The organism is Vreelandella jeotgali Hwa (assembly GCF_000334215.1).
Lineage (GTDB): Bacteria > Pseudomonadota > Gammaproteobacteria > Pseudomonadales > Halomonadaceae > Vreelandella > Vreelandella jeotgali.
In genome coordinates, this window is the sequence record NZ_AMQY01000001.1 from 65,858 (window position 1) to 87,814 (window position 21,957).

At 59.9% G+C, this 21,957-nt stretch carries 19 protein-coding genes and 3 pseudogenes; 7 read left to right on the forward strand and 15 right to left on the reverse strand.

Features of this window, described 5'->3' with window-relative positions; all coding sequences use genetic code 11:
* Window positions 1-27: 27 nt before the first annotated feature.
* The 4 genes from phnE to phnX form a co-directional block, all read right to left on the reverse strand.
* Window positions 28-813, reverse strand: coding sequence for a phosphonate ABC transporter, permease protein PhnE (phnE, locus tag C793_RS0100325; protein WP_245550173.1), 786 nt, complete (start codon window positions 811-813; stop codon window positions 28-30).
* A 31-nt stretch (window positions 814-844) separates the two neighbouring features.
* Window positions 845-1,846: a phosphonate ABC transporter substrate-binding protein gene (gene phnD / locus C793_RS0100330; RefSeq protein ID WP_017428947.1), complete on the reverse strand. Its 1,002-nt coding sequence runs from the start codon at window positions 1,844-1,846 to the stop codon at window positions 845-847.
* 37 nt (window positions 1,847-1,883) lie between these two features.
* Complete coding sequence (gene phnC / locus C793_RS0100335; RefSeq protein ID WP_017428948.1) at window positions 1,884-2,723, reverse strand: phosphonate ABC transporter ATP-binding protein; 840 nt, start codon at window positions 2,721-2,723, stop codon at window positions 1,884-1,886.
* 221 nt (window positions 2,724-2,944) lie between these two features.
* Window positions 2,945-3,754, reverse strand: a complete 810-nt coding sequence (gene phnX / locus C793_RS0100345) for a phosphonoacetaldehyde hydrolase (RefSeq protein ID WP_017428950.1) — start codon at window positions 3,752-3,754, stop codon at window positions 2,945-2,947.
* A 333-nt stretch (window positions 3,755-4,087) separates the two neighbouring features.
* Between phnX and C793_RS0100350 the strand changes: the two genes are divergently transcribed.
* Window positions 4,088-6,064: a PhoX family protein gene (locus tag C793_RS0100350; RefSeq protein WP_017428951.1), complete on the forward strand. Its 1,977-nt coding sequence runs from the start codon at window positions 4,088-4,090 to the stop codon at window positions 6,062-6,064.
* Between the two features lie 117 nt (window positions 6,065-6,181).
* Here the strand turns inward: C793_RS0100350 and pstB are convergent, their stop codons facing one another.
* The 4 genes from pstB to C793_RS0100370 form a co-directional block, all read right to left on the reverse strand.
* Window positions 6,182-6,991 (reverse strand): phosphate ABC transporter ATP-binding protein PstB, encoded by an 810-nt coding sequence (pstB, locus tag C793_RS0100355; RefSeq protein WP_017428952.1) that lies wholly within the window; start codon window positions 6,989-6,991, stop codon window positions 6,182-6,184.
* Window positions 6,992-7,066: 75 nt separating this feature from the next.
* Window positions 7,067-8,233 (reverse strand): phosphate ABC transporter permease PstA, encoded by a 1,167-nt coding sequence (gene pstA / locus C793_RS0100360; RefSeq protein WP_017428953.1) that lies wholly within the window; start codon window positions 8,231-8,233, stop codon window positions 7,067-7,069.
* A 17-nt stretch (window positions 8,234-8,250) separates the two neighbouring features.
* Entirely contained in the window at window positions 8,251-9,507 is a 1,257-nt protein-coding gene (pstC, locus tag C793_RS0100365; RefSeq protein WP_017428954.1) for a phosphate ABC transporter permease subunit PstC, read from the reverse strand.
* 117 nt (window positions 9,508-9,624) lie between these two features.
* Window positions 9,625-10,653 carry a PstS family phosphate ABC transporter substrate-binding protein gene (locus tag C793_RS0100370; RefSeq protein WP_017428955.1) on the reverse strand — a complete coding sequence of 343 codons (1,029 nt, stop codon included), beginning with the start codon at window positions 10,651-10,653 and terminating at the stop codon, window positions 9,625-9,627.
* A gap of 350 nt (window positions 10,654-11,003) precedes the next feature.
* Between C793_RS0100370 and phoU the strand changes: the two genes are divergently transcribed.
* The 3 genes and pseudogenes from phoU to C793_RS0100385 all read left to right on the forward strand — a co-directional run bounded on the left by phoU (window position 11,004) and on the right by C793_RS0100385 (window position 13,638).
* On the forward strand, window positions 11,004-11,750 hold the full coding sequence (gene phoU, locus C793_RS0100375; RefSeq protein WP_017428956.1) for a phosphate signaling complex protein PhoU: 747 nt from the start codon (window positions 11,004-11,006) through the stop codon (window positions 11,748-11,750).
* A 242-nt stretch (window positions 11,751-11,992) separates the two neighbouring features.
* Window positions 11,993-12,864, forward strand: a pseudogene (locus C793_RS13210) (IS3 family transposase).
* Between the two features lie 180 nt (window positions 12,865-13,044).
* A complete protein-coding gene (locus C793_RS0100385; RefSeq protein ID WP_017428958.1) occupies window positions 13,045-13,638 on the forward strand; it encodes a DUF2201 family putative metallopeptidase in 594 nt (197 codons plus the stop codon).
* A gap of 79 nt (window positions 13,639-13,717) precedes the next feature.
* On the opposite strand, the gene C793_RS0100390 is transcribed toward C793_RS0100385, so the two are convergent.
* Window positions 13,718-14,998, reverse strand: coding sequence for a plasmid recombination protein (locus tag C793_RS0100390; RefSeq protein ID WP_017428959.1), 1,281 nt, complete (start codon window positions 14,996-14,998; stop codon window positions 13,718-13,720).
* Window positions 14,999-15,775: 777 nt separating this feature from the next.
* Between C793_RS0100390 and C793_RS14400 the strand changes: the two genes are divergently transcribed.
* Window positions 15,776-16,312, forward strand: coding sequence for a hypothetical protein (locus C793_RS14400; RefSeq protein ID WP_156804804.1), 537 nt, complete (start codon window positions 15,776-15,778; stop codon window positions 16,310-16,312).
* 233 nt (window positions 16,313-16,545) lie between these two features.
* Here the strand turns inward: C793_RS14400 and C793_RS14905 are convergent.
* Together C793_RS14905 and C793_RS14170 are read right to left on the reverse strand one after the other, a co-directional pair.
* A pseudogene (locus C793_RS14905) lies at window positions 16,546-16,710 on the reverse strand (IS30 family transposase); the annotation flags it as partial.
* A gap of 22 nt (window positions 16,711-16,732) precedes the next feature.
* A pseudogene (locus tag C793_RS14170) lies at window positions 16,733-17,682 on the reverse strand (IS481 family transposase).
* A gap of 348 nt (window positions 17,683-18,030) precedes the next feature.
* Between C793_RS14170 and C793_RS0100405 the strand changes: the two are divergent.
* Together C793_RS0100405 and C793_RS0100410 are read left to right on the forward strand one after the other, a co-directional pair.
* Window positions 18,031-18,537, forward strand: a complete 507-nt coding sequence (locus C793_RS0100405; protein ID WP_281103746.1) for an OPT/YSL family transporter — start codon at window positions 18,031-18,033, stop codon at window positions 18,535-18,537.
* A gap of 14 nt (window positions 18,538-18,551) precedes the next feature.
* The gene (locus C793_RS0100410; RefSeq protein ID WP_017428963.1) at window positions 18,552-19,109 is read left to right on the forward strand and encodes a hypothetical protein; all 558 of its coding nucleotides are present in this window, start codon (window positions 18,552-18,554) and stop codon (window positions 19,107-19,109) included.
* 2 nt (window positions 19,110-19,111) lie between these two features.
* Here C793_RS0100410 and C793_RS0100415 read toward each other — a convergent pair whose 3' ends face one another.
* From C793_RS0100415 to C793_RS0100430, 4 genes are read right to left on the reverse strand one after another with little or no spacing between them, the layout of a single operon-like run.
* Window positions 19,112-19,585, reverse strand: a complete 474-nt coding sequence (locus C793_RS0100415; RefSeq protein WP_017428964.1) for a DUF3465 domain-containing protein — start codon at window positions 19,583-19,585, stop codon at window positions 19,112-19,114.
* 37 nt (window positions 19,586-19,622) lie between these two features.
* Window positions 19,623-20,846 carry a molybdopterin molybdotransferase MoeA gene (locus C793_RS0100420; RefSeq protein ID WP_017428965.1) on the reverse strand — a complete coding sequence of 408 codons (1,224 nt, stop codon included), beginning with the start codon at window positions 20,844-20,846 and terminating at the stop codon, window positions 19,623-19,625.
* Window positions 20,839-21,360: a molybdenum cofactor biosynthesis protein B gene (gene moaB / locus C793_RS0100425; RefSeq protein WP_026106015.1), complete on the reverse strand. Its 522-nt coding sequence runs from the start codon at window positions 21,358-21,360 to the stop codon at window positions 20,839-20,841. The genes C793_RS0100420 and moaB overlap by 8 nt, the downstream gene beginning before the upstream one ends.
* A 21-nt stretch (window positions 21,361-21,381) precedes the next feature.
* The gene (locus tag C793_RS0100430; RefSeq protein ID WP_017428967.1) at window positions 21,382-21,693 is read right to left on the reverse strand and encodes a DUF1244 domain-containing protein; all 312 of its coding nucleotides are present in this window, start codon (window positions 21,691-21,693) and stop codon (window positions 21,382-21,384) included.
* Between the last annotated feature and the right edge of the window lie 264 nt (window positions 21,694-21,957).

The following is a 21,957-nucleotide window of genomic DNA, read 5'->3' on the forward strand; positions in this document are numbered from 1 at the left end:
TCATTAGGATTTGCAGTGGTAAAGGCATCAGATGAAGCGCTTGCGCACCTGCTGGGAGACCATGTCGAGCAGCGTTACCGCGACGATGATGACCAGCATGATGGTGGCGGTTTCCGAATACTGGAAGCCACGCATGGTTTCCCACAGCGACACGCCGATACCGCCGGCGCCGACCATGCCCAGCACCGTCGCCGAGCGAATGTTCGACTCGAAGCGATACAGGCTGACCGAGATCCACAGGGGCAACACTTGGGGGATCAGGCCGAAGATGATCTCCTCGATGCGCCCGGCGCCGGTGACGCGAACGCCTTCCATGGGACCGGCTTCGGTGGCCTCTACGGCCTCCGAGAACAGCTTGGCCAGCACCCCGGTAGTATGGATAAACAGCGCCAGGGTGCCGGCGAAGGGGCCAAGGCCCACCGCGACGACGAAAAGCATGGCGAAGACCAGTTCGTTGATAGCACGGCAGGCGTCCATCAGCCGGCGCATGGGCTGATAGACCCACCAGGGCACCAGGTTTTCAGAAGATAAGAGGCTGCAAGGGATGGCGAAGACCACCGCCAGCAGCGTCCCCCAGATGGCGATCTGGACCGTTACCAGCATCTGGGCGATGTAGTGCTTGAGATTGCCGAAGCGCAGCGGAAAGAAGTCGCCGGCCAGCTGAACCATGTTGTCGGTATTCTTGACCAGAAGGCCGGGCTGCATCTCGGCCCCCTGCCAGGCCCAGGTCAGCGCCCCCAGAATCACCCCCCAGCCCAGCAGTTTGAGCCAACGGCGCTTATGTGAAGCGAGGGATAGCGATGAGCTCTGCATGTTCATCAACCTCTTTGAATAGGACCAGGGCTCACTGAGCGGCCACGCTGGAGGCATTCTGCTTCTCGATGCGCTGGCTCAGTTCTTCCAGGCGTTCATCCAGCTCTGCCAGGCGCTGCTTTTTTTGCTGTTCATCCTGCGAGTCATCGTTGGCGATCTGGGAGCGCTGTTTGAAAAGTTCGAGCTGACGAATGGGCAGCAGCTGATCGTTGTCCGAGGGCTTGAGCCCCGACCACTGCAACCCCGCCAGAATGGCCTTCTCTTCCTGGGTGTCGCCGTAGTTGAAGAAGAATTCCTTGAGCTTGGCCTTCGTCTCCTCCGGCAGCTCCTTGCGCCATACCAGGGGGTCGGAAGGGATCAGCGGCGATTTCCAGATGCTCTTGATCTGCTCGGCCTTGCCCGGATGGCTTTGTTCGAGGCGATCCATGCTTTCGGTGTTGTTGGTCGCCACATCCACCTGGCCATTGGCGACCGCCAGGGCATTGGTCTCGTGATTGGAATTGAGGGTGCGCTTGAAAGCCCTGGAAGGATCCACGCCGTTCTGGGCGAAGACGTAGTAGCCCGGCACCAGAAAGCCCGAGGTGGAGTTGGGATCACCGTTGCCGAAGATCAGGTCGGAAGCATTGGCGAGGACCTCATCGACGCTGTCATAAGGGCTATCCTGGCTGACCAGCAGCAGGCTGTAATAACCGGCCTTGCCATTGTCGGGAACCGTCTGGGCGAAGATCTCGCCGCCGGCGCGATCGACCGCTTCCATGGCTGACTTGTTGCCATACCAGGCCAGATCGATCTTGTCGAAACGCATCGCCTGGATAACCGCCGCGTAGTCGGTGGCGAAGAAAGGCTTGACCTCTACTCCCACCTCTTCGGACAGGTCCGCCAGGAATGGCTTCCACAGCGGCGCCATGTTCTGGCTGGACTCGGTGGAAATGATGCCGAACTTCAAGGGCTCCTCGGCGGCGGCCGGACCGCTTATGACGCCCAGGCCAATAATCAGTGATAGCGCCAGTCGACGCAGGGGAAGAGTCAGCATGTCGTACTCCTTGAATGTGAGGTGTGTGAATCCAGGGTTAGAGGGCCGCACCCGCGGCGGCGGGCTGGGTGATGGTGTCCGGCTGCTGTGGTCGACGATCGAAGAGTTCGCACAGTCCTTCGTCGTCGTAGAGCGCCTGCAGGCGTGCATCGGTGAGGTGCTGAATCGAGTCATCGTAGTAAAGCCGGCCCTGCTTCAAGGCGATGGCACGGCGGCAGAATTCTCGGGCGTATTCGACCTGATGCAGGGTGACGAGAACGGTGCGACCGTCTTCCTCGTTGATACGCTGGAGGATCTTCATCACCTCGCGGGCGCTGCGCGGATCCAGCGAGGCGATGGGTTCGTCGGCGAGGATAATGTCGGCGTCCTGTACCAGCGCGCGGGCAATGGCGACGCGCTGCATCTGGCCGCCGGAGAGGGTGTTGGCGCGTTGGCCGGCCAGGCTTTCCAGCCCGACCCGGGACAGTGCCTCGAGCGCCCGCAGGCGTTCCTGTCGATTGAAGCGTCCCAGCAGGGCGCGCCCGCGGGGCATACTACCGAGATGTCCGATCAGTACATTGGTCAGGACACTGAGTCGCCCGACCAGATTGTACTGCTGAAAGATATAGCCGACGCGACAGCGCTCGGCGCGCGAGCAGCGTGTCAGCTTGCCGCGCTGCTGAACGGCACGGTCCATGATGGTGACGCGGCTACGCTGTTCGCGATTGGCCCGGGTCAGACCTACCATCAATCGAAGCAGGGTAGATTTGCCGGAACCGGAGGGGCCGATCAGCGCCACCATGTCGCCGGCATCGATTTCGAAATCGACATCCTGCAACACGGTGGTGCGACCGAACGTCTTGCTGAGCTGTTCAACTGCGATGTTGGTGAGCGACATAACGCCTCCTTTGGTAGTGGGCGCTAGTGTCGCGTAGATATATTAAGCTTTGACGTCCAGCCAATGATGATTTGATGACATCGTGAAGGCTGTTTCGCCAATCCGAATGGGGCACTTCCAGGAAATTACCGCATCGGCCTTTATGCGCCAGACCATCTGGCACAGCCTGGCGATCTTGGTGGTCTCCAGCATTCCCGGGGCGGCTCAGAGTCTCGGTTGAATCAAGGTTTTTCGCCGTCTGCCAAACGCTGATCGATTGCCTGTAATACACCGGGAAGATCTGCGATGGTATCGATCACATAGTGGGCCGAGGCCGCTTTGAGCCTGGCTTCAACGCGTTGGCGAACACGCTGCTTCTCGTCTTCGGATGCGGCCAGGAAGCCGTCCAGAGTGAATCCCGCTTCGTTGCCGGACAGGGCCAGGCCGACGGTCCACATACCCGCATTGCGTCCCTCTTCGATACCCGGTGCCGAGTCATCCACTTTCACACAGCGGGCTACATCCATTACGCCCAGTTCAATCACATTCTGCAGCGCCATCCAGGGTCCGGGGCGGCTACCGGGCTTGAGGTCATCGCCAGCTACGATGCTCTGGGGTACAAACCCTTGGGCGGCGGCCAGAGGCGCTAGAGCCTCCATCACAGGACGCGGGTAGCCGGAACAGGAGCCGATGCGGATTTGCTGCTCTTTCAGCAAGGCCACGACATCGAGAGTGCCCGGTATCAGTGCCGCATGCTCCTTCACCTCGGCAATTTGCAATGGCATGAAGGCATCGTAGATGACGCTCACCTCCGTATCCGACATCGGTTGGCCAAACTGGTCTGCCCAGCGTTCGGCGATGGCCGGCGTATGGCCGAGCGTGCGGATGTGATCCCACTTGCCCATGCCCATGGGGCCGCGAGCCTCAGCCAGGGTGATATCGAAATCGAACGCCTGCTTGAAAGCCTCTACAAAGATAGTGGTGGGTGCGAAGGAGCCGAAATCGACGACGGTTCCGGCCCAGTCGAAAATAACCGCTTCAAGTTGTTTCATTGGATGTCACCTCAACTGTAGCGGGATAAAAGACGCGATATTCCCACAACATGATGCAGTGGGCTCGCTCAGCAGTCATATGGCGATAGCCACCTTAAGGGCGCAGCATGACGGAGAGATGTCGGATTCATGACAGTAAAATCGCATGGCCGCGCTGTGACAATACTCGAGAAGGTGCAGGCCGGCGCCGCAGAAGGCTCATGACCGAGACATCGGCAGGGATCGGCTGGGTGACATCGTAGTGAGACGGGACCGTCACGCGTCTGTCACTGCGGCCAGGTATCGTTTGTCGTCGTCAACGTTGTGACCGACACCGATACGAGGAAGAGTCCCATGGTTTTCAATCGTCGAGCCTATTTCGAAGAGGCCGAGAACATTCCCAGCAACCCCTCGGTGAGCGCCCCGATCGGCGAGATCATCGAACGCCGCTATTCGCGCCGCGGCTTTCTCAAGGACGCCGGCACCGCCGGGCTCGGGGTGGCCGCGATCGGCGCCATGAACCCGCTTGCCGCGGCCATCGCCGCCGAAAGCGGCAGCCTTGACCGTTTCGCCTTCGACGAGATCGCCCATGGCGTCGACACCACCCACCATGTAGCCGAGGGTTATGACGCCGAGGTGCTAATCCGCTGGGGCGACCCGCTGTTTGCCGATGCCCCTGAGTTGGACCCGTTGAACCAGAGCGCCGATGCCCAGGAGCGGCAGTTCGGCTACAACAACGACTATGTGGGCTTCGTGCCGCTCGACGGCAACCCGGATCACGGCCTGCTGGTGGTCAACCACGAATATACCAACGAAGAGCTGATGTTCCCGGGCCTGCCGGGGCCTCTCGATGAGCATGACTTCACCGGCCTGACCCGTGAGATGGTCGAGATCGAGCAGGCCGCCCATGGCCTGTCGGTGGTCGAGATCCAGCGCGAGGGTGGTAAGTGGCAATACCTCAAGGACAGCCGCTACAACCGTCGTATCACGCCGCGCTCCACCGAGATGGCGATCAGCGGCCCCGCCGCCGGGGATGCGCTGCTGAAGACCGGCGCCGACCCGTCCGGCAAGAAGGTCATCGGCACCCTCAACAACTGCGCCGGGGGCACCACCCCCTGGGGTACGGTGCTGTCCTGCGAAGAGAACATTCACTACTACTTCATGGGCGACCCCGCCGGCCACCCGAACGCGGGGCTGCTCGAGCGCTACGGCATCCCGGCCATGGGCTATGCCTGGGGCCGCTACGACGACCGCTTCGACATCGCCAAGGAGCCCTTTGAATCCAACCGTTTCGGCTGGGTGGTCGAGATCGACCCGCGGGACCCGACCTCAATGCCGATCAAGCGCACCGCCCTGGGCCGCTTCAAGCACGAAGCCGCAGCCAACGTGGTCTCCGGGGACGGCAGGCTGGTGGTCTACATGGGCGACGACCAGCGCTTCGACTACCTCTACAAGTTCGTCACCCGCGATCCGGTCGATACGGCCAGCCCCGCCAACAACCGTGATCTCCTGGATCACGGTACTCTCTACGTGGCACGCTTCAATGCCGATGGCGGCGTCGCCTGGCTGCCGCTGGTCCACGGCCAGGGGCCGCTGACCGCGGAGAACGGCTTCGCCAGCCAGGCCGAGGTGCTGATCAAGGCGCGGCTGGCTGGCGACGCCCTGGGCGCCACGCCAATGGATCGCCCGGAAGACGTCGAGGCCAACCCCGAGACCGGTCGCGTCTATGTGATGCTGACCAACAACACCGAGCGTACCGAGGACCAGGTGGATGCCGCCAACCCCCGCGCCGACAATACCTTCGGGCATATCGTCGAGGTCGTCACCGAGGGCGGCGATCACACTGCCAGCCGTGACCGCTGGGAGATCCTGGTCAAGTGCGGCGATCCATCCCGCGCCGAGGTGGGCGCCCTGTGGAACCCGGCCACCAGCGAGAACGGCTGGTTCGCCGCGCCGGACAACTGTGCCATCGACCATCGCGGTCGATTGTGGGTGGCCACCGATCAGGGCAGCAACTGGGCGAAGTCCGGCACCGCCGACGGCGTCTGGGCCCTGGAGACTCAGGGCGAGCGGCGCGGCACCGGCAAGATGTTCTTCCGCGTACCGCTGGGCGCCGAGATGTGCGGCCCCTGCTTCAGCCCGGACGACAGCGCGCTGTTCGTCGCCGTGCAGCACCCGGCCTCCGACGGTACCGAGGCCTATGCAGGCCGCGAGGGGCGCCCTTCCACCTTCGAGGACCCGGCAACCCGTTGGCCGGACTTCCAGGACGGCATGCCGCCGCGCCCGTCGCTGGTGGTCATCACCCGCCGAGGCGGTGGCGCCATCGGCTGATAGGCGAGCCAGCTACTCGCCGACTCCCGTGGTCCCGCGTCCCTGCGCAGGGCCTTTGTCTCGATCACGTTTTGCGAGAGCAGTTTCTCACGGCACCCGGCAAGGCTGAGTCGCCTTCTAGCCATAGCGGCCGGTAATATAGTCCTCGGCCTTCCTGGTATGCGGCGTCGAGAACATCGTCTTGGTATCGTTATATTCAATCATCTCACCCAGATGGAAAAAGGCAGTGTAATCGGCGATTCGCGCGGCCTGCTGCATGTTGTGGGTGACTGTGATGATGGTGTAGCGACGCTTGAGCCGGTCCATCAGATCCTCGATGGTCGCCGTGGAGATCGGGTCCAGCGACGAGGTTGGCTCGTCCATCAGGATCACTTCCGGCTGCACGGCAATGGCGCGGGCAATGCACAGGCGCTGCTGCTGGCCGCCAGAGAGCGAGGTGCCGGGCTGGTGCAGCTTGTCCTTGACCTCCTCCCACAGGCCCGCGTCGCGCAGTGAGCTTTCCACCAGCGCCTTCACATCGGCCTTGCGGCTGACGATATCGTGCATGCGCGGGGCATAGGCCACGTTGTCATGAATCGACTTGGGAAACGGGTTGGGCTTCTGGAACACCATGCCGACCCGGCGGCGCAGCGCCACCTCGTCCACCTTAGCGGCATTCACATCTCGCCCGCCCATCTCCACCAGGCCTTCGATGCGTACCCTGGGAATCAGGTCGTTCATGCGGTTCAGGCAGCGCAGAAAGGAAGATTTGCCACAGCCGGAAGGGCCAATCAGCGCGGTAATGTTGTTCTGGTAAATATCCAGGCTGATGGACTTGAGCGCCTGAAACTGTCCGTACCAGAGATCGAGATCGCGCACTCGCACGCTGAGCGCATGATTGGCGCTGTCATTGCGAGTCACCGGCTCACCGCTCGAAGGTCGATTCATGGACGGGATACTCTCGGGTGAAGCGTGGCTATTCATGCTCATACTCATGTTGGTTTGTCCTCTATGGCGCCTGCGCTACCAGCGGCGCTCGAAGCGCCTGCGCAGCACTACGGCGGTGGCATTCATGGTGATCAGCACCGCCAGTAGCACCAGGATGCCGCCCGAGGTTTTCTCGATGAAGGCCCGATCGGGCTCGCCCGCCCAGGTGAATATCTGAGCCGGCATCACCGTGGCGGCCTCGGTGATCGAGCCGCCGATATCGGGAATAAAGGCCACCATACCGATGATGATCAGCGGCGCGGTTTCGCCCATGGCCTGGGCCAGACCAATAATCGCGCCAGTCATGATGCCGGGCATCGCCAGCGGTAGCACATGGTCGCGTACCACCTGCCAGCGCGAGCAGCCAACGCCGAAGCCGGCATGACGAATGGAGTCCGGCACGCTGCGCAGCGCCGTGCGGGTCGAGATAATGATCACCGGCAGCGTCATTAGCGCCAGCGTCAGCCCGCCGACCAACGGCGAAGAGCGCGGCACGCCAAAGAAGTTGATGAAGATCGCCAGCCCCAGCAGGCCATATAGAATCGACGGGATCGCCGCCAGGTTGTTGATATTGATCTCGACCAGCTGAGTGATGCGGTTGTCCGGTGCAAACTCCTCCAGATAGATCGCCGTCATCACGCCAATCGGAAACGCCACCGCCAGGGTGACCATCAGGGTCAGCACGGTCCCCATGGCGGCCGAGGCGATACCGGCAAGTTCAGGCATCCTGGAGTCGCCGCTGGTGAAAAACCGCGTATTGAAACGTAGCTCCACCCGGCCCTCGGCCCGTAACCGATCCACTACCGCCCGGTGGCGATCGCTTAATTTGCTATGGTGACCCTTCAGATATTGGTCGACCTGGCCATCGGCCAGCACCCACTCGCTGCGCGTGGTGCCCTGAAGCGCCGGGTCGTCTCGCATGCGCGATGGAATCAGGCGCAGATAGCCGCGGCTGACCAGCGGACGCACGGCTTCGGATACGGCCGCCAGCGGCAGCTGGCTGGCCTGCTCGCTGTAGTCGACCTCGACCTGAATCTGTGCCTGCTTGAAGGCCGGCAACCCCTTGATCAGCATGTCAGTGAAAAACAGCACCAGAAACAGGCCGGCAAGGCCAAGCGCCCCCATGGACAACGCTTTCAGAAGTCGGGTCTTGCGATGCCGTCGCCGAAGCTGAGCCTCGATGTGATCGAACGCCTGTGTCATCCCAATGACTCCTCGACTTAGAGATTATTGACCCGGTACTTTTCCCGAAAACGGCGAATCATGATCACCGACACCAGATTCAGCATCAGGGTCACCACGAACAGCACCAGCCCCAGGGCAAAGGCCGATAGCGTTTCAGCGCTGGCAAACTCCTGATCCCCGGTCAGGGCGGCGACGATACGCACCGTCACGGTGGTCATGTTTTCCAGCGGATTGGCGGTCAGGTTGGGCAGCATGCCCGCCGCCATCACCACGATCATGGTTTCCCCCAGCGCCCGAGACACCGCCAGTAGCGAGGCCGAAACAATGCCGGGCAGCGCCGCCGGCACCACCACATCGCGAATCGTCTCGCCATGGGTCAGGCCGAGCGCCAGCGCGCCTTGGCGCATGCTGTCGGGCACCGAATGAATCACATCATCGGCCAGTGAGGAAATGAACGGAATGATCATGATGCCCATGACGATGCCGGGCGCCAGGGCATTGTTGAAGTCGGCCTTGAGGCCGAGCCACTGTGCTGCCACAACGATCAGCGGTGCCACGGTAATCGCTGCAAAGAAGCCGTAGACCACCGTGGGAATACCCGCCAGCACTTCAAGGATCGGCTTGGCGATGCTGCGTACGCGCGAGTTGGCGAATTCCGCCATGTAGATCGCCGACAGCAGACCCATTGGGATGGCCACCAGCATGGCGATCGCGGTGATCATGAAGGTGCCAGCAAACAGCGGCAGCGAGCCGAATTGAGCGGCACTGGCGCCTTCCTCGGCGCGCCCGGCGGCCGTCAGAAAGCTGGCGCCGGGGTTCCAGACGGTTCCGGTGATAAAGCCCCAGAAGCTCTGCATCTGGAAGAAGCGCACTGCCTCATTGATGATCGAGACCAGAATGCCCAGCGTTGTCAAAATGGAGATCAGCGTGGCTCCAGCCAGCATAAAGCGAACAAACGCCTCGACGGCGCGCCGTGCATGAAACCCGGGCCTGACCATGGCGATGCTGCCCACCAGGCCTAGGCAGGCCACGGCGACACTGACCACCAGCAACATGGCAGTGGAAATCTTCGCCCCGACCAGCAGCATGGCCACGCTACCGACCAGGCTCACCGCCAGTGCCGGTGCCGCGGTAGAGAGCACGCCAAACCAGCCGTACTGATCGGGCTGGGCGTGCATCGAGGTGCCGCTGGCGCGCGCCCTGGCCGCCTTGGCACGCGCCGCGAAGAAGGCGATCAGACCCAGCACCAGCAGAGTGCCACAGAACAGGGCGAGGAATTGGTTGGTCTGCATAGGTGTCTCTCGAAGAAATTCATCCGCGGGGTAGTCACCCAACCGGCCTCCCTGCCGGAACGCGCGCCGACCGGCAACGCTGGTTGCCGGTCGGTCGGGGCTGGACCCCAGTCTCGCTTACTTCAGGTCGGCCAGCTCGATCGACTCGTGGTCGGCCACTGCCTGACGGGCCTTCTCGCGCATCTCCTCGGGGGCCGGGATTAGGCCGATGCCCTTGAGGTAGCCCAGCTCACCAATCATCTGCTCGCTCATGAAGGTGTTGGCATACTCGTACATGGCCGGCACCTCGTCGGTGTGCTGATTCTTCACGTAGAAGAACAGCGAGCGGGACACCGGGTACTCGCCGCTGCCGATGGCGTCCGGGGTCGGCTCGACGCCGTCGATGCTGGAGCCGATCAGGGTATCGGCATTTTCCTCAAGGAAGGAGTAGCCGAAGATGCCGAAGGCATCAGTGTTCTCGGCCAGGCGCTGGACGATCAGGTTGTCGTTCTCACCGGCATCGATATAGGCGCCGTCGGTACGAATATCGGTGAAACCCTCACCGCCGTAGGCGTCCATTGCTTCGGACGCAGCTTCCATCACCAGCTCCTCGAAGGCATCCCGGGTGCCGGACGTGGTCGGCGGCCCGTAGACGGCGATCTCGCGATCCGGCAGGGAGGCGTCGATCTCGCTCCAGCGGCTGTAGGGGTTGTCGACCAATTCACCCTCCACCGGCACCTTGGCGGCTAGGGCCAGGAACAGCTGTTCGCGGGTCACCTCCATCGCCGGGTTCGCACCGGACTGGGCAAAGGCGATGCCGTCGTAGCCAATGAAAGCTTCGGTAATATCGGTGACGCCATTCTCGGCGCAGCGCTCGAACTCGGAGGGCTTCATGCGGCGGGAGGCGTTGCTGATATCCGGAGTGTCCTCGCCGACGCCGTTGCAGAACAGGCGCAGGCCGCCGCCGGAGCCGGTGGATTCAATGACCGGCGTCGGGTAGTCGGTGATCGCCCCGAACTCCTCGGCCACGTAACTTGCGAAGGGATACACCGTGCTGGAGCCCACGATGCGAACCTGGTCACGGGCCTGGGCAACACCGACAGCGCTGATGACGGCGGCGGCGAGGACGGTAGTCTTGAAAGCGCGATTCTTGAAGGTACGGCTCATGAAAAGTGCTCCTGGTGCGAGAAGTATTTGCCTTTTCGTGATGCCGAAGATGACCTACAAAGATGACAACCTCATGACAATCAGGAAAAAATCAATCCGTTGCCATGCTCTGTTGCAAACCTCCTTGAAGAACTGTCGTATCGTATCCATTCAGCGTGGCGCTTCATCTAACTGCAATATTGTTTCGCTAACCTTTGAGGTTGCGGCATGACCTGCTTATGTCGCTGTAAAGCACTGCTGGAGACATGCCCCGTCGCACCACTGCTGCTTTACCCATCCGCGCCTGAGGCGTATCGACGATGACATGATCGGGCATATGATTTTTTACCTGCGCCCGTGGAGGACCACCGATGAGCACAACAAGCGAACCCCACCGCCAGCATATTTCCCGCCAGTTCAACCAAGAGCTGGAGGCATTGAAAACGCACCTGATGACCATGGGCGGTCTGGTCGAAAAGCAAGTACAGGATGCAACCCGCTCGCTGCTCGAGGCGGACACGGCACTGGCTCAGCGGGTGGTAGCCAACGACCGTCGCGTCAATGACATGCAGGTCAAGATCGACGACGAGTGCACCCTGCTGCTGGTACGTCGCCAGCCGGCGGCCTCGGATCTGCGTCTTGTGCTAGCGGTGACTCGCGCTACGTCGGATCTCGAGCGCATCGGCGACGAGGCCGGCAAGATCGCCCGTAACGCGCTGGAGCTGGTCGAGAGCAACTCGGGAAGCCGCGGTTTCGTCGAGGTGCGGCTCATCAGCGAGCACGTGCGCAGGATGGTCAGCGATTCACTGAGCTCCTTCGCCCGCTTCGATACCGAGCTGGCACTAAAGGTGGTGCGTGAAGACGATCATGTCGACAGCGAATACAAGACCGCCATGCGCTCACTCATGACGCTCATGATGGAAGATGCGCGGGCGATCTCGCCGGTGCTGAGCATCATGTGGATGCTGCGCTCGCTGGAGCGCATTGGCGATCATGCCAGCAACTTGGCTGAATATGTGATCTACCTGGTCAAGGGGATGGATGTGCGCCATCAGAATCCTGACGAGGTAGCCTGTAGTATCAGGGCCGAGGATGGTTCCCCCCCAGTGTCGGGATGAGTGTCGCACCCTCTGAGACCCTGTTTCTATAAAACGTTACACTCCGGGACCATACACCTAGCGTCTCGGCCTGGACCATAAACGCATCGGCCACCACATCCTCCAGCAGCAGCAAGTTGCACGCTAGTGCGGCACAGAATGCCACTCGAGTGGCCATCTGCTCGTCACCGTCGCTCAATGAACTGGTCTAATTGTATCGGACACCCTGATAAGCCTTATAGTGAAGGCAATGAGAGGTGTTCATGACCAAGAAGACTCGACGTCGGTATTCCGACGAATTCAAGGCTGAGGCGGTCAACATGGTTCGGGGAGAGGGCTACGCCATCTCCGAGGCTGCCAGGCGGCTAGATATCGATCGCAGCCTGCTGGATCGCTGGTGTCGCCAGCAACGTGACCGGGAGGTCAAGGACATCCACGATCAGAAGCGTGGTAGCTACGGGAGCCGTCGAATGGCCAATGAACTCCATCGCAGAGGTCACGCAGTCGGTCGTTATCAGGGGCGTAGCCTGATGCAGGAAGCCGATATCGCCTGCCGACAGCGTCGCCGCTACCGGCATACGACGGACAGCGACCACGCCTTGCCAGTAGCTCCCAACCTGCTCAGACGGCAATTCACGGTGCCTGAGCCCAATCAGGCGTGGGTGGCCGACATCACCGCCATCTGGACCCTGGAAGGCTGGTTGTACTTGGCGGCCGTGCTGGACCTCTATGACCGGCAGGTTATCGGCTGGGCCATGGCCGACCACATGAAGGCGTCACCAACCCTGGACGCTCTGGAGATGGCCTTTGGCCGCCGGCGCCTTCTCGAGGAGGGCTCCATCACTCGGTTCGCGGCAGCCAGTACGCATCACATGCGTATCGCGAACGACTGGTTCAGCAAGGGTTCCTGGCCTCCATGAGCCGCAAGGGGAACTGCTGGGAAAATGCGGTCATGGAGCGCTTCTTCGGCTCTCTTATGAGCGAATGGTTGGATGGGCAACGGTACGGGACCCGCCAGTCAGCGAGACGCGACGTCGTGACCTATATCGAAATGGAGTACAACAGCTGCCGGCTGCACTCAACTCTTGGCTACCAAACGCCAAGGGAAATCGAAAAAATCGCCGAAGCAGCTTAATAAAAGTGTCCACTACGACTTGACCAGAACATCCTGTCCACTACTTCCCGGGACCATACAGATATTTAGTCCTGTGGTGTAGTGGTCCATGTTATGAACCATTGTCTGAGGGGGATCCATGGCTCAAGTGCGTGACCACCGCGGGCACCCAACGCCGACGTACAGCAGCGCAAGCGCCGCGTGCAGCAACTTTGCGAAGATAAGCTCGCCTGGCTGATGATGCAGTTCAACCTGGTGGCGGTGGTCGACAACCGCCTGCCCACGGCGGGCACCGACGGCGATGCGGCCTTTCTCAACGCGGACTTCATGGCCTCACGCAACGGCGACGATCGGCGCTTTATCCTCGCTCACGAGGTTTGGCACTGCGCGCTGGGCCACCATCGCCGCCAGTTGAGACGAGAGCCGGAGCGCTGGAACCACGCCTGCTACTACGAGGTCAACGCGCAGCTGAAGGGCATGCTGGGCCACTGCCCCAGGGAGGCGCTGTATAAAGCCGGCTTTGTGGGGCAACCCGCCGAGCAGATTTATCCCCGGCTGGCGGCTCGCACGCCGCCCCGACGGCGCACCCGCTCAGGATCACCCCGCCAACTACTGGACGTGCACGACCTAACCAGCGTGCTGAGCGACGGCGGCAGCGACATCCGCCCGGTGTTTGACGCCCTGAAAGCCACGCCACCCAGCGTGCTGGTGGCTTTCACCAACGGCTACATCGCCGCCCCGGAAAATTCACTGGGCTACCCGATGCTCTTGTGTTTGAGCGAGCGCGGCCGGTGAACTGGGGCACCGGGATAGCCGTTTTATATAATGGAATTCAACATGGTGTATGGCCCTCAGCCAGCGAGGGATTTTCGCGCTAACGCGGTTCAGGGGGTTGCGGTTGCGGCGCCAGCCGTTCCCGTGTCTGTTCCTGTGAACGTGACCGAGCGGCCAGGATGTTCTCGACAAAGCCGGAGTCTGACACGGCATCGGAGATTTGCCCGCCTATTCCCTCTCGGGATAATCCGATGCTGTTGAGTTTATCTTCCAGCATGGCGCCGGATTCCTCTACCACCAGAGTCAGCCACTGTTCTTCGCCCAGATGATCGGCGCGACTGCCCTGCTGAAAAGCCACGTTCAGGATAATAGGGAATAACAACTCCTGCAGCCACGGCGTAATATCCGGGGGTGCCGACGATGCCTGATTTTCTGCCGCTGACAGGCGCCCTTTCAATTCGGAGAGTTCCCCGGATAGCGCTTCCTGCTTTTCCCGTTCAGCCGCTGCCGCGCTTTCCTGTTCGTTTGGGTCAGGCAATACATTGGGGGCCATTCCCAGTGATTGAATAAGAGATTGCGCCTTGCTGGATAGGACTGTCTTTCGCATACCGAGATTATCGCCCGCTACCTTGTCCCCCAGTTGCTCTATTAAATCCGACACACTTTTAGCACTGGCAGGACGCACGTATTCTTTTTGAGGCTCCGGCTGCTGCATTTGTTCTTTGCGATGCTGCACGGCGATGTAGCGAGAAACACGAGGACTGCGTTCGGACATGGGCTTGGCGCGTTCATCGAAATACTTGTGGCCCACGTCATCGAAGAATCGCTGCTGTAGCTTATGGTAAAACAGCTTTCTCTGGCAGCACAGATTGGTGAGTGCCCAATTCCCCTCTCGTTCCCCGTTGGGTTTTGGGGTAAACCAGAAATGCAGGTGGGGGTATTTCTCGTCCAGATGCGTTAGTCGAAAATGCGGGATCATCTCAAAGTCGGACATGAGTTGACGAACCCATTTCGTCGTGTCCTCGATGAATTGATCCAACTCCTGCTGTGGGCAATCCGTTGTTTTTTTGGCGTGGCTCACTATTACCGTGCCAATCGCCAGTGCGTCTTTCCGCAGAGAGCGATAAACCGGCTTGCTGCCACGCAGATGGTAATTTTTGGCTTCCTCCATTTCCTTGACGATCCACTGCTGCAATTCTTTGGGCTTATCAACCGGCGAATCGAGTCTATCTACACGGATATTCGGGGATTGATCCAAATGGGAGATGTGCGTCGGCTCGCGCAAGCCCTCAGCCAGGATGGAGCCGAGGGTTCCACGTTTAACCTTCTGGCCTCGGGGGAAGCCCTGGATGCGCATGAACTGGTAGGTCGGCTTGGCCATGTGGTCGGCTCCTGGTGGGTGTTTGTCTCCCCAAAATTTGGGTATTGCTCAGAGTTGGAGATAGCCGGAGTTGGGATAAGCCCTGATACAGAATAGGTCTATAGATTTTTTAGCTACATCTATACCGTGCCAAAATTGATATATCCAACCAGCCAGTCCCTATTGTAGGCGGAAAAAGCCGCTGGCGGCCACTGGTTGCCGCACGGCAACCAAGCTGGGCAGCTGGGCATCCGTGCCGGGCTATGTGTCGCACGGGCGACACAGGCTGTTGGCAGGCACGTTTTGGCTGAGCGGCGCGTGTGCGCGGCGTGCGGTCGGGCTGATGCCCTGGGTGCCATGCGGGGCGATTAGAGTCTGCTGGCAGCGTAAAGCGGCGGCATGAGAGCGTCTGGCATGCAGAGTAGCCAGCGTTCAATAGGTGACTTCGGGATGGATGCGGGGTGGATGCGGGGTGGATGCGGGGTATATGCTGGGTGCCATAGTCAGATGCAGGGTATTTGCGGAGTGGATGCGGGATGGGTGCGGGGTATATGATGGGTGCCATAGTCAGATGCAGGGTATTTGCGGGGCAGGGCTATCGCAGATGGCGTAAGCGTGTCTGAATGTCCTGGTCAAACATTGCTAAGTACTTGATGTTTGGTTGACGCAAAAAACTCAGCAAGCTCTAATTTTTTAACTACGATAGCCCTGTTTGCGGGGTGCCATAGTCGATTTCCTTATTCTGATAGGTTAAAAGCAAGAGGGAATGATACTTTAATTGCATTTAGGGAGTTAAGGATGACGGGTGGAAAAAACAATATCACACTAGAAATATACAGAAATCGTAACGATATAGCTCATATTATAGAATCTGGGGAAGCTGTCACTGTTACTGATATTAAAAAATGGGTGAAAGATAATGGCTTCGCTGAAGCTAGAGATAGAAATCATTTTAGTGACATATTAAAATCTATTTTCCCGGAATATGTTGTAGGTGGCAGATGGAACCCAGTGAGATCTATTGTGGAGTCACAAGCCAATGCAGAAGAAACGCCCGATGATCCAGCTAAAAAACCTATGCTAAGTGCGAAAGCACCTCCTGATAAAAAACCAGCAAGGAAAGAGGAGAAAAAGGAGGATGACGACAAGGTTATTCGTGTATTGGAAGATGGCACAGAAATTGGCGAAAAGGCATTGGAGTTTTTTGATAGAAGAACGATAATGGAGAGTAGCGAATTGACTTTGCATGCCTTCTTTATGAGGAAGGTAAGAGCCAAAAAGTATATGAGAAAGAAAGCCGAAGAAAATGACCAGAGACAGGGCAATCGCACGTAAATAACGTTTCTCATTTAACTGAGCTTAAATAGCAAAATTGATCGATAGCTGACCAACTTACATGAGTTTAGCTATCGATTTTTCTATTCTATTCCGAAAACTGATTGGTCAGTGCAGGGTAAGGCGTTCAACCGCTGACCTAATTGATAACTGCTCTAGTTATTCGATAGCCCTACGAGCAAAGCGGAAACTCTTAAGGAGCATAATTGTCGGGTCCCGTGTGATCCCTGAATTCAACCAATAAGCGCAGCACCTGCGGTATCCAGGGCTCCTGAGTATTCCCCCAGGAACACCTGCGCCGGTGTCCGATAGCCGAGCCGTTTGCGAGAGCGATCATTCAGCTTCCTGACCACTTTGCGAAGCTCGGTATCGGTGACCTGTCGGAAGTCAGTTCCCTTGCAGGCCGTGTCAAAACACGGCTTAGGTGTATGGTCCCGGGAAGTAGTGGACAGGGTTTTCATGAAACCTCTCGGGTTCATCCTGCCAGCGTTCAAGAATAAAACCAACGGGCGTTTTGCCCTTTAGCGCTCGTAATGGACGAGCGCTGTTATAGGCCCAAAGGTAGTCTGCCAGGTGTGCGCTCAGCTCTTCCAGCGTTGCGTAATGAAGGCTTCGAATCGTTGCTTCCTTGACCGTGTGATTCATTCGCTCGACTTGCCCGTTGGTCAAGGGGTGAAACGGCTGTGTCAGACGATGTTCAATGCCATATCGATGGCATATCACATCGAACCTGTGGGGGTTGTAGGCTTCTGTTCCAGGGCGTTTGGCGAACTGTGCGCCATTATCCGTCAACACGGTATGAACCCGGTACGGCAGTTGCAGCACGGTATCTTCGAGGAATTTGGCTGCCTGCTCACGCTGTGCCTTACGATACAGCCGGGCATGAACAAACTTTGACGTGCGATCAACGGCTACGAACAGGTATGCCTTGCCTTCTCCGGTGCGTACTTCGCAGATGTCTATATGCAGGTAACCGATCGGATAGCGCTTGAAGGATGACGCTTTCGTTTTTTCCTCCCGAGAACGCGGTAGCTAGCTGATGCCGTGGCGTTGATACAGCCGATGCAGGCTTGAGCGCCTCAGGTGAGGCATAAAGCGCTGTAACGCAAAGAGGCAGTCATCAAGAGGAAGCAGAGTGGTTCGCCAAAAGGCAACAGCAGCTGCCTCCTCGATGCCTGATAGCGACGTGGATGCTGGCTCTTTGGGGCCCATGCACTCATCCTCGACAAACGCACGGCGCCGCCATTTGCGGACTGTTTTCGGGTTGAGGCTGTACGCCGACTCAGTTCCGCGACCGAAGCTGACGATCGCTGTATGTCTTCTCGGATGGCGTGCATGGTCTTGGCACGTTGATGACGTACTTGAGCCATAGATCCTCCTCGGACAATGGTTCATACCATGGACCACTACACCACGGGACTAACCACCAATGTCGGCACAAAAGATGTGCCTGCCAGAATGCTGCCGGGTTGGGCTGCATGTCCATGACTAACTGCGATAGCACTGATAATCCGAAGGTCATCGGTTCAAAACCGGTCTTATCTATAATACCTATCGCATCCAGAGCCGAGCCAACATTCTATCCATCACAACTTGAACCCCAATTTTGTAGCAAAAAGCTGCGGGGGCATATCAGGGGGCATAAACAAAAATATCCCCGCAAAAAATATTTAAAAACAAATATTTAAAGGCACAATTAGTTGGACGCCGCCACCTGCGTGGCGATGAGCCAGGCAACGGACCTGATGCTGGACTTGAAGACCGGCTACCTGGTCGGTGCGACCCCGCGCAAGCAGCAGCTGGGCCAGTTCATGGGCGCCTGGCTGGGCCCCATCATCGTGATCGTTCTGATTTTCATGCTGCACAAGGCCTTTGGCCTCGGGGGCACGGAGTTTCCCGCGCCCCAGGGCCAGGCGCTGGCTTCCATGGTAGAGGGCATCACCGGCGGCGACGTGCCGGCTGCCAAGTACATCGCCGGGGCGATGCTGGGCGGCCTGCTTTCATTGCTGCAGACGGGCCTGGGTATCACCGTTGGTCTGGGCTTTTATCTGCCCTTCAGCATTGTACTCACCTACTCGGTGGGCACGCTGATCCGCGAGATTGTGGACCGCACCAAAGGTCAGGCGTGGGCAGAAAATAAAGGTATTCCGATTGCCGCAGGTCTCATCGTCGGCGAAGCCCTGGTCGGCGTGGGCAACGCCGTTTACGTTATTGCATCAGCCTGAGAAGGAAGAGACAGATGAAACATGCAGCCTTTATGTTGGTGATTCTCGCCTTTCTGGGCGGTGCCTTCCTGGCCTCGCTGGACGAAAACGACGTCAACTGGTGGCTTTTCATACCCACCATGATCGTCGGCTTTGTCAGCGCCTTTGTATATATCAGGGAATCCAACCGGGACGCCATCCATAGCGACACGCTGACCAACAACCAGCAGATCATGAGCGCAGCGCTGCACAACATAGTGACCCATCTGGACGAACTGGAAGGACGGAAGGACAGGATCCCCACCTATGACATGCGTTTCGAGATTGATCGGCTGTTTCGGGAAGACCTGATGCAGTTTGCCGATGCGCGCAACAGCATGAAGCACCTTTTCGGCATTCAAGGCTTTGCCGACATCATGAGCTCCTTTGCCGCCGGCGAGCGCTATATCAACCGCATCTGGTCGGCCTCCACCGATGGCTATGTGGATGAAGTGCTGCTGTACGTATCCAGGGCCAACGATCAGTTCAAACACGCTCGGGACATATTCGACGCGGCGCAGGAACGGCACAGCCGTACGGCCTCGGCGACTTAAAGCTACTCGTAGCGGCGTCCCTGATGCTTCAGCCAGCCGCCCGGATGGTTGCCGCGCGGATCGCGGTGGGTCCAGTGCAGCACGCCGCCCTTCTCATTCCAGGCGTATTCGCCGTAAAACGATACGGTGTCCCCGGCTTCCAGCTCGCTGATTCGCGGGGCCAGGTCGATATTATGCGCCACCAGCAGGGTTTGTCCGCTGGCCAGGCGCAGAATAAACCGCTGGTGGCGGCTGCCCTCCAAATCATCTTCCAGTAGCGCTACCACCTCGCCGCTACCGCTAATCTGCTGCTGATGGTGGCGCCGCTGGTAAGCAGGGTGAGAATCGCCGGGATGGGCGTCATCGGCCCGCTGTTCGTCAGCGGCGGGCGCCGGCGCGGTATCGCTTTTGAGTCGCGACAGCAGCGACGGGCTGTATTGCGCCATGCCGGCGACAATAACCGCCAGCAGCAGCCCCCATACGCCCGCTCTTTTCATGCCGCCCGCTCGCTCACTGCGGGGCCGAAACCGTTGATCAACTTGCGATCCACAGGCAGGTCACCGTATCGCCCTCTTCCACCGCGGCGTTGGCGGGGACTTCCACCAGCACGTCGGCGGCGATGCACGACGACAGCACGCCGGAGTTCTGGTCGGCAAAGGCGGTGGCGACCGGGCCTTCGGGGGTAAACGCGAGGCTTGCGCGCATGTAGTGGCTACGCGGGCCGGTGCGGGTGGCAAAGTTGGCCCTGGCGGTGATGCGCGGCAGCGCGTCAAGCGCCGTGCAGCCTGTTAATGCTCCCATCAGCGGTCGCAGAAACAGCCAGGCGCCGACGAAGCTGGATACCGGATTGCCGGGCAAGCCCACAAAGCGCGCCTCGCCGCCGTTTTGGGATTCAGGTAAACGCCCCAGCGCCAGCGGCTTGCCGGGGCGGATGGCGAGCCGCCAGAGGTCCAGCTGACCGAGGCTTTCCAGCGCGTGCCTGACGTGATCCTCCTCACCGACGCTAACCCCGCCGGTGCTGATGACGACGTCGGCAACGTCGGCCGCATCGCGGATGATCGTCCGAGTCTGCTCCGGGTCGTCGGGTACGTTAACGCGGCGGATAACCTTAGCGCCGAAGTCCTCCAGCAGCCGCGTGAGCATGGGCCGATTGCTGTTATATAGCTGGCCCGCTGCCAGCGGCGTGCCGGGGTCGATTACCTCATCCCCGGTGGATAGCAGCACGACCCGGGGACAGCGCCGGACGGCCACGTCGACCACGCCCTGTCCGGCCAGATGCCCCAGGGCAGCAGCGTTCAGCCGGGTCCCGGCGGCGAGCAGCACCTGGCCCGAGGTCACGTCTCGTCCGCGCCGGCGGATGCTGTCGCCGGCGGTCAGCTCATCGGGGAATCGGGCGTGGTCGCCCTCCCGTTCGACGCGCTCCTGCATCACCACGCAGTCGGCCTCGGGCGGCAGCGGCGCGCCGGTAAACAGCCGCGCACAGCTGCCGGGGGCCAGCGGCTCGGGGGAGCTGCCGGCGGCGATGCGCTGGCTGACCGGCAGGCGCTTACCGGCGTCCGCCGCGCGCAGGGCATAGCCGTCCATGGCGCTGTTATCAAAGGCCGGCACGTTTATCCGGGCCACCTGATCATCGGCGAGCACCCGCCCCGCCGCGCTCTCCAACGGTACCGTCTCGGCTTCCAGCGGCATAACGTCTTTCAGCAGCGCCGCCAGCGCCTGGTCCACCGTACTCAGCGCATCCTGTGTCGGTTCAGCCATGCTGCCCCCGGCCCGGAATCACCAGGTTGGCGAAGTTGCACGGCTTGTGGCGGCTGTCGAGCTGCTCGGCGAGAATCCCGTCCCAGCCGGTACGGCAGGCGCCGGTCGAGCCGGGCAGACAAAAAATGACGCTGTTGTTGGCCAGCCCTCCGAGGCAACGGCTCTGCACCGTGGAGCTGCCGATTTCGTCGCCGCTGAGCTGGCGGAAGCGCTCGCCAAAGCCCTGAATCTCCTTGTCCAGCAGCACCGAGACCGCCTCGGGCGTGGAGTCACGGCCGGTAAAGCCGGTGCCGCCGGTGGTCAGCACCACCTGGACATCGGGGTCGGCAATCCAGCCGGCGACAACGGCCCGGACGCGATACACGTCATCGGCTATCAGCTGTCTGGCCACGATGCTGTGCCCCGCCTCCGTGGCGCGTTCTACCAGGGCTCGGCCGCTGCTGTCGGTCTCCTCAGTGCGGGTATCGGAGACCGTCAGCACGGCGATATTCAACGGGATCATCGGCTCGCTCATGGTGTTGCCCTCTGGGTGGGTTCAGCCCTGCTGCTGTGCCTGGCGCGCTTCAAAGGCGGCCAGCTGTTCCGGGGTGGCTTTTGCCTGGTAGTGAGCCTTCCACTCGCTGTAGGGCATACCGTAGACGTATTCCCGAGCGGCTTCGTAGTCCAGGGATTCGCCACGCTCCTCGGCTTCGGCCACCAGCCATTTGGACAGGCAGTTGCGACAGAAGTCGGCCAGATTCATCAGTTCGATGTTCTGGACTTCCTTGTGCGCATCAAGATGGCGCAGCAGCCGTCGAAAAGCAGCGGCTTCAAGCTCGGTACGGGTGGTATAATCGAGTGATTGCATGATAATTGCCTCCTGGCCGGGCCGCCTGGCAAGCAGCGTCTGTAATGGCAGCGTTTATAATGACAGTGTCTTGAAGGATAAAAGGGCGACCAGCGTAACAAAGTCCGCGCAAGCGGCCACGTCGGCGAGCTTATCAACGGCCGCTTCAGCCCCGGCCCCGGACGGATCGGACGGTCAACAACCGGGCTGGACAAAGCGGGAGCGCTGGCGCCATCATCAGCATACTCGACGTTTTTACTCAGGTATAATTGAGGTCGCTTGTTC

What these genes read in the sequence shown, in the direction of transcription:
- pstC (WP_017428954.1), bottom strand. Translation starts at nt 9,507, where the DNA reads ATGCAGACCAACCAATTCCTCGCCCTGTTCTGTGGCACTCTGCTGGTG.
- C793_RS0100420 (WP_017428965.1), bottom strand. Translation starts at nt 20,846, where the DNA reads ATGGCTGAACCGACACAGGATGCGCTGAGTACGGTGGACCAGGCGCTG.
- C793_RS0100350 (WP_017428951.1), top strand. Translation starts at nt 4,088, where the DNA reads ATGGTTTTCAATCGTCGAGCCTATTTCGAAGAGGCCGAGAACATTCCC.
- pstB (WP_017428952.1), bottom strand. Translation starts at nt 6,991, where the DNA reads ATGAATCGACCTTCGAGCGGTGAGCCGGTGACTCGCAATGACAGCGCC.
- C793_RS0100410 (WP_017428963.1), top strand. Translation starts at nt 18,552, where the DNA reads ATGAAACATGCAGCCTTTATGTTGGTGATTCTCGCCTTTCTGGGCGGT.
- C793_RS0100370 (WP_017428955.1), bottom strand. Translation starts at nt 10,653, where the DNA reads ATGAGCCGTACCTTCAAGAATCGCGCTTTCAAGACTACCGTCCTCGCC.
- phnE (WP_245550173.1), bottom strand. Translation starts at nt 813, where the DNA reads ATGCAGAGCTCATCGCTATCCCTCGCTTCACATAAGCGCCGTTGGCTC.
- phnC (WP_017428948.1), bottom strand. Translation starts at nt 2,723, where the DNA reads ATGTCGCTCACCAACATCGCAGTTGAACAGCTCAGCAAGACGTTCGGT.
- C793_RS0100430 (WP_017428967.1), bottom strand. Translation starts at nt 21,693, where the DNA reads ATGCAATCACTCGATTATACCACCCGTACCGAGCTTGAAGCCGCTGCT.
- pstA (WP_017428953.1), bottom strand. Translation starts at nt 8,233, where the DNA reads ATGACACAGGCGTTCGATCACATCGAGGCTCAGCTTCGGCGACGGCAT.
- C793_RS0100415 (WP_017428964.1), bottom strand. Translation starts at nt 19,585, where the DNA reads ATGAAAAGAGCGGGCGTATGGGGGCTGCTGCTGGCGGTTATTGTCGCC.
- C793_RS14400 (WP_156804804.1), top strand. Translation starts at nt 15,776, where the DNA reads ATGACGGGTGGAAAAAACAATATCACACTAGAAATATACAGAAATCGT.
- C793_RS0100390 (WP_017428959.1), bottom strand. Translation starts at nt 14,998, where the DNA reads ATGGCCAAGCCGACCTACCAGTTCATGCGCATCCAGGGCTTCCCCCGA.
- moaB (WP_026106015.1), bottom strand. Translation starts at nt 21,360, where the DNA reads ATGAGCGAGCCGATGATCCCGTTGAATATCGCCGTGCTGACGGTCTCC.
- phnD (WP_017428947.1), bottom strand. Translation starts at nt 1,846, where the DNA reads ATGCTGACTCTTCCCCTGCGTCGACTGGCGCTATCACTGATTATTGGC.
- phoU (WP_017428956.1), top strand. Translation starts at nt 11,004, where the DNA reads ATGAGCACAACAAGCGAACCCCACCGCCAGCATATTTCCCGCCAGTTC.
- phnX (WP_017428950.1), bottom strand. Translation starts at nt 3,754, where the DNA reads ATGAAACAACTTGAAGCGGTTATTTTCGACTGGGCCGGAACCGTCGTC.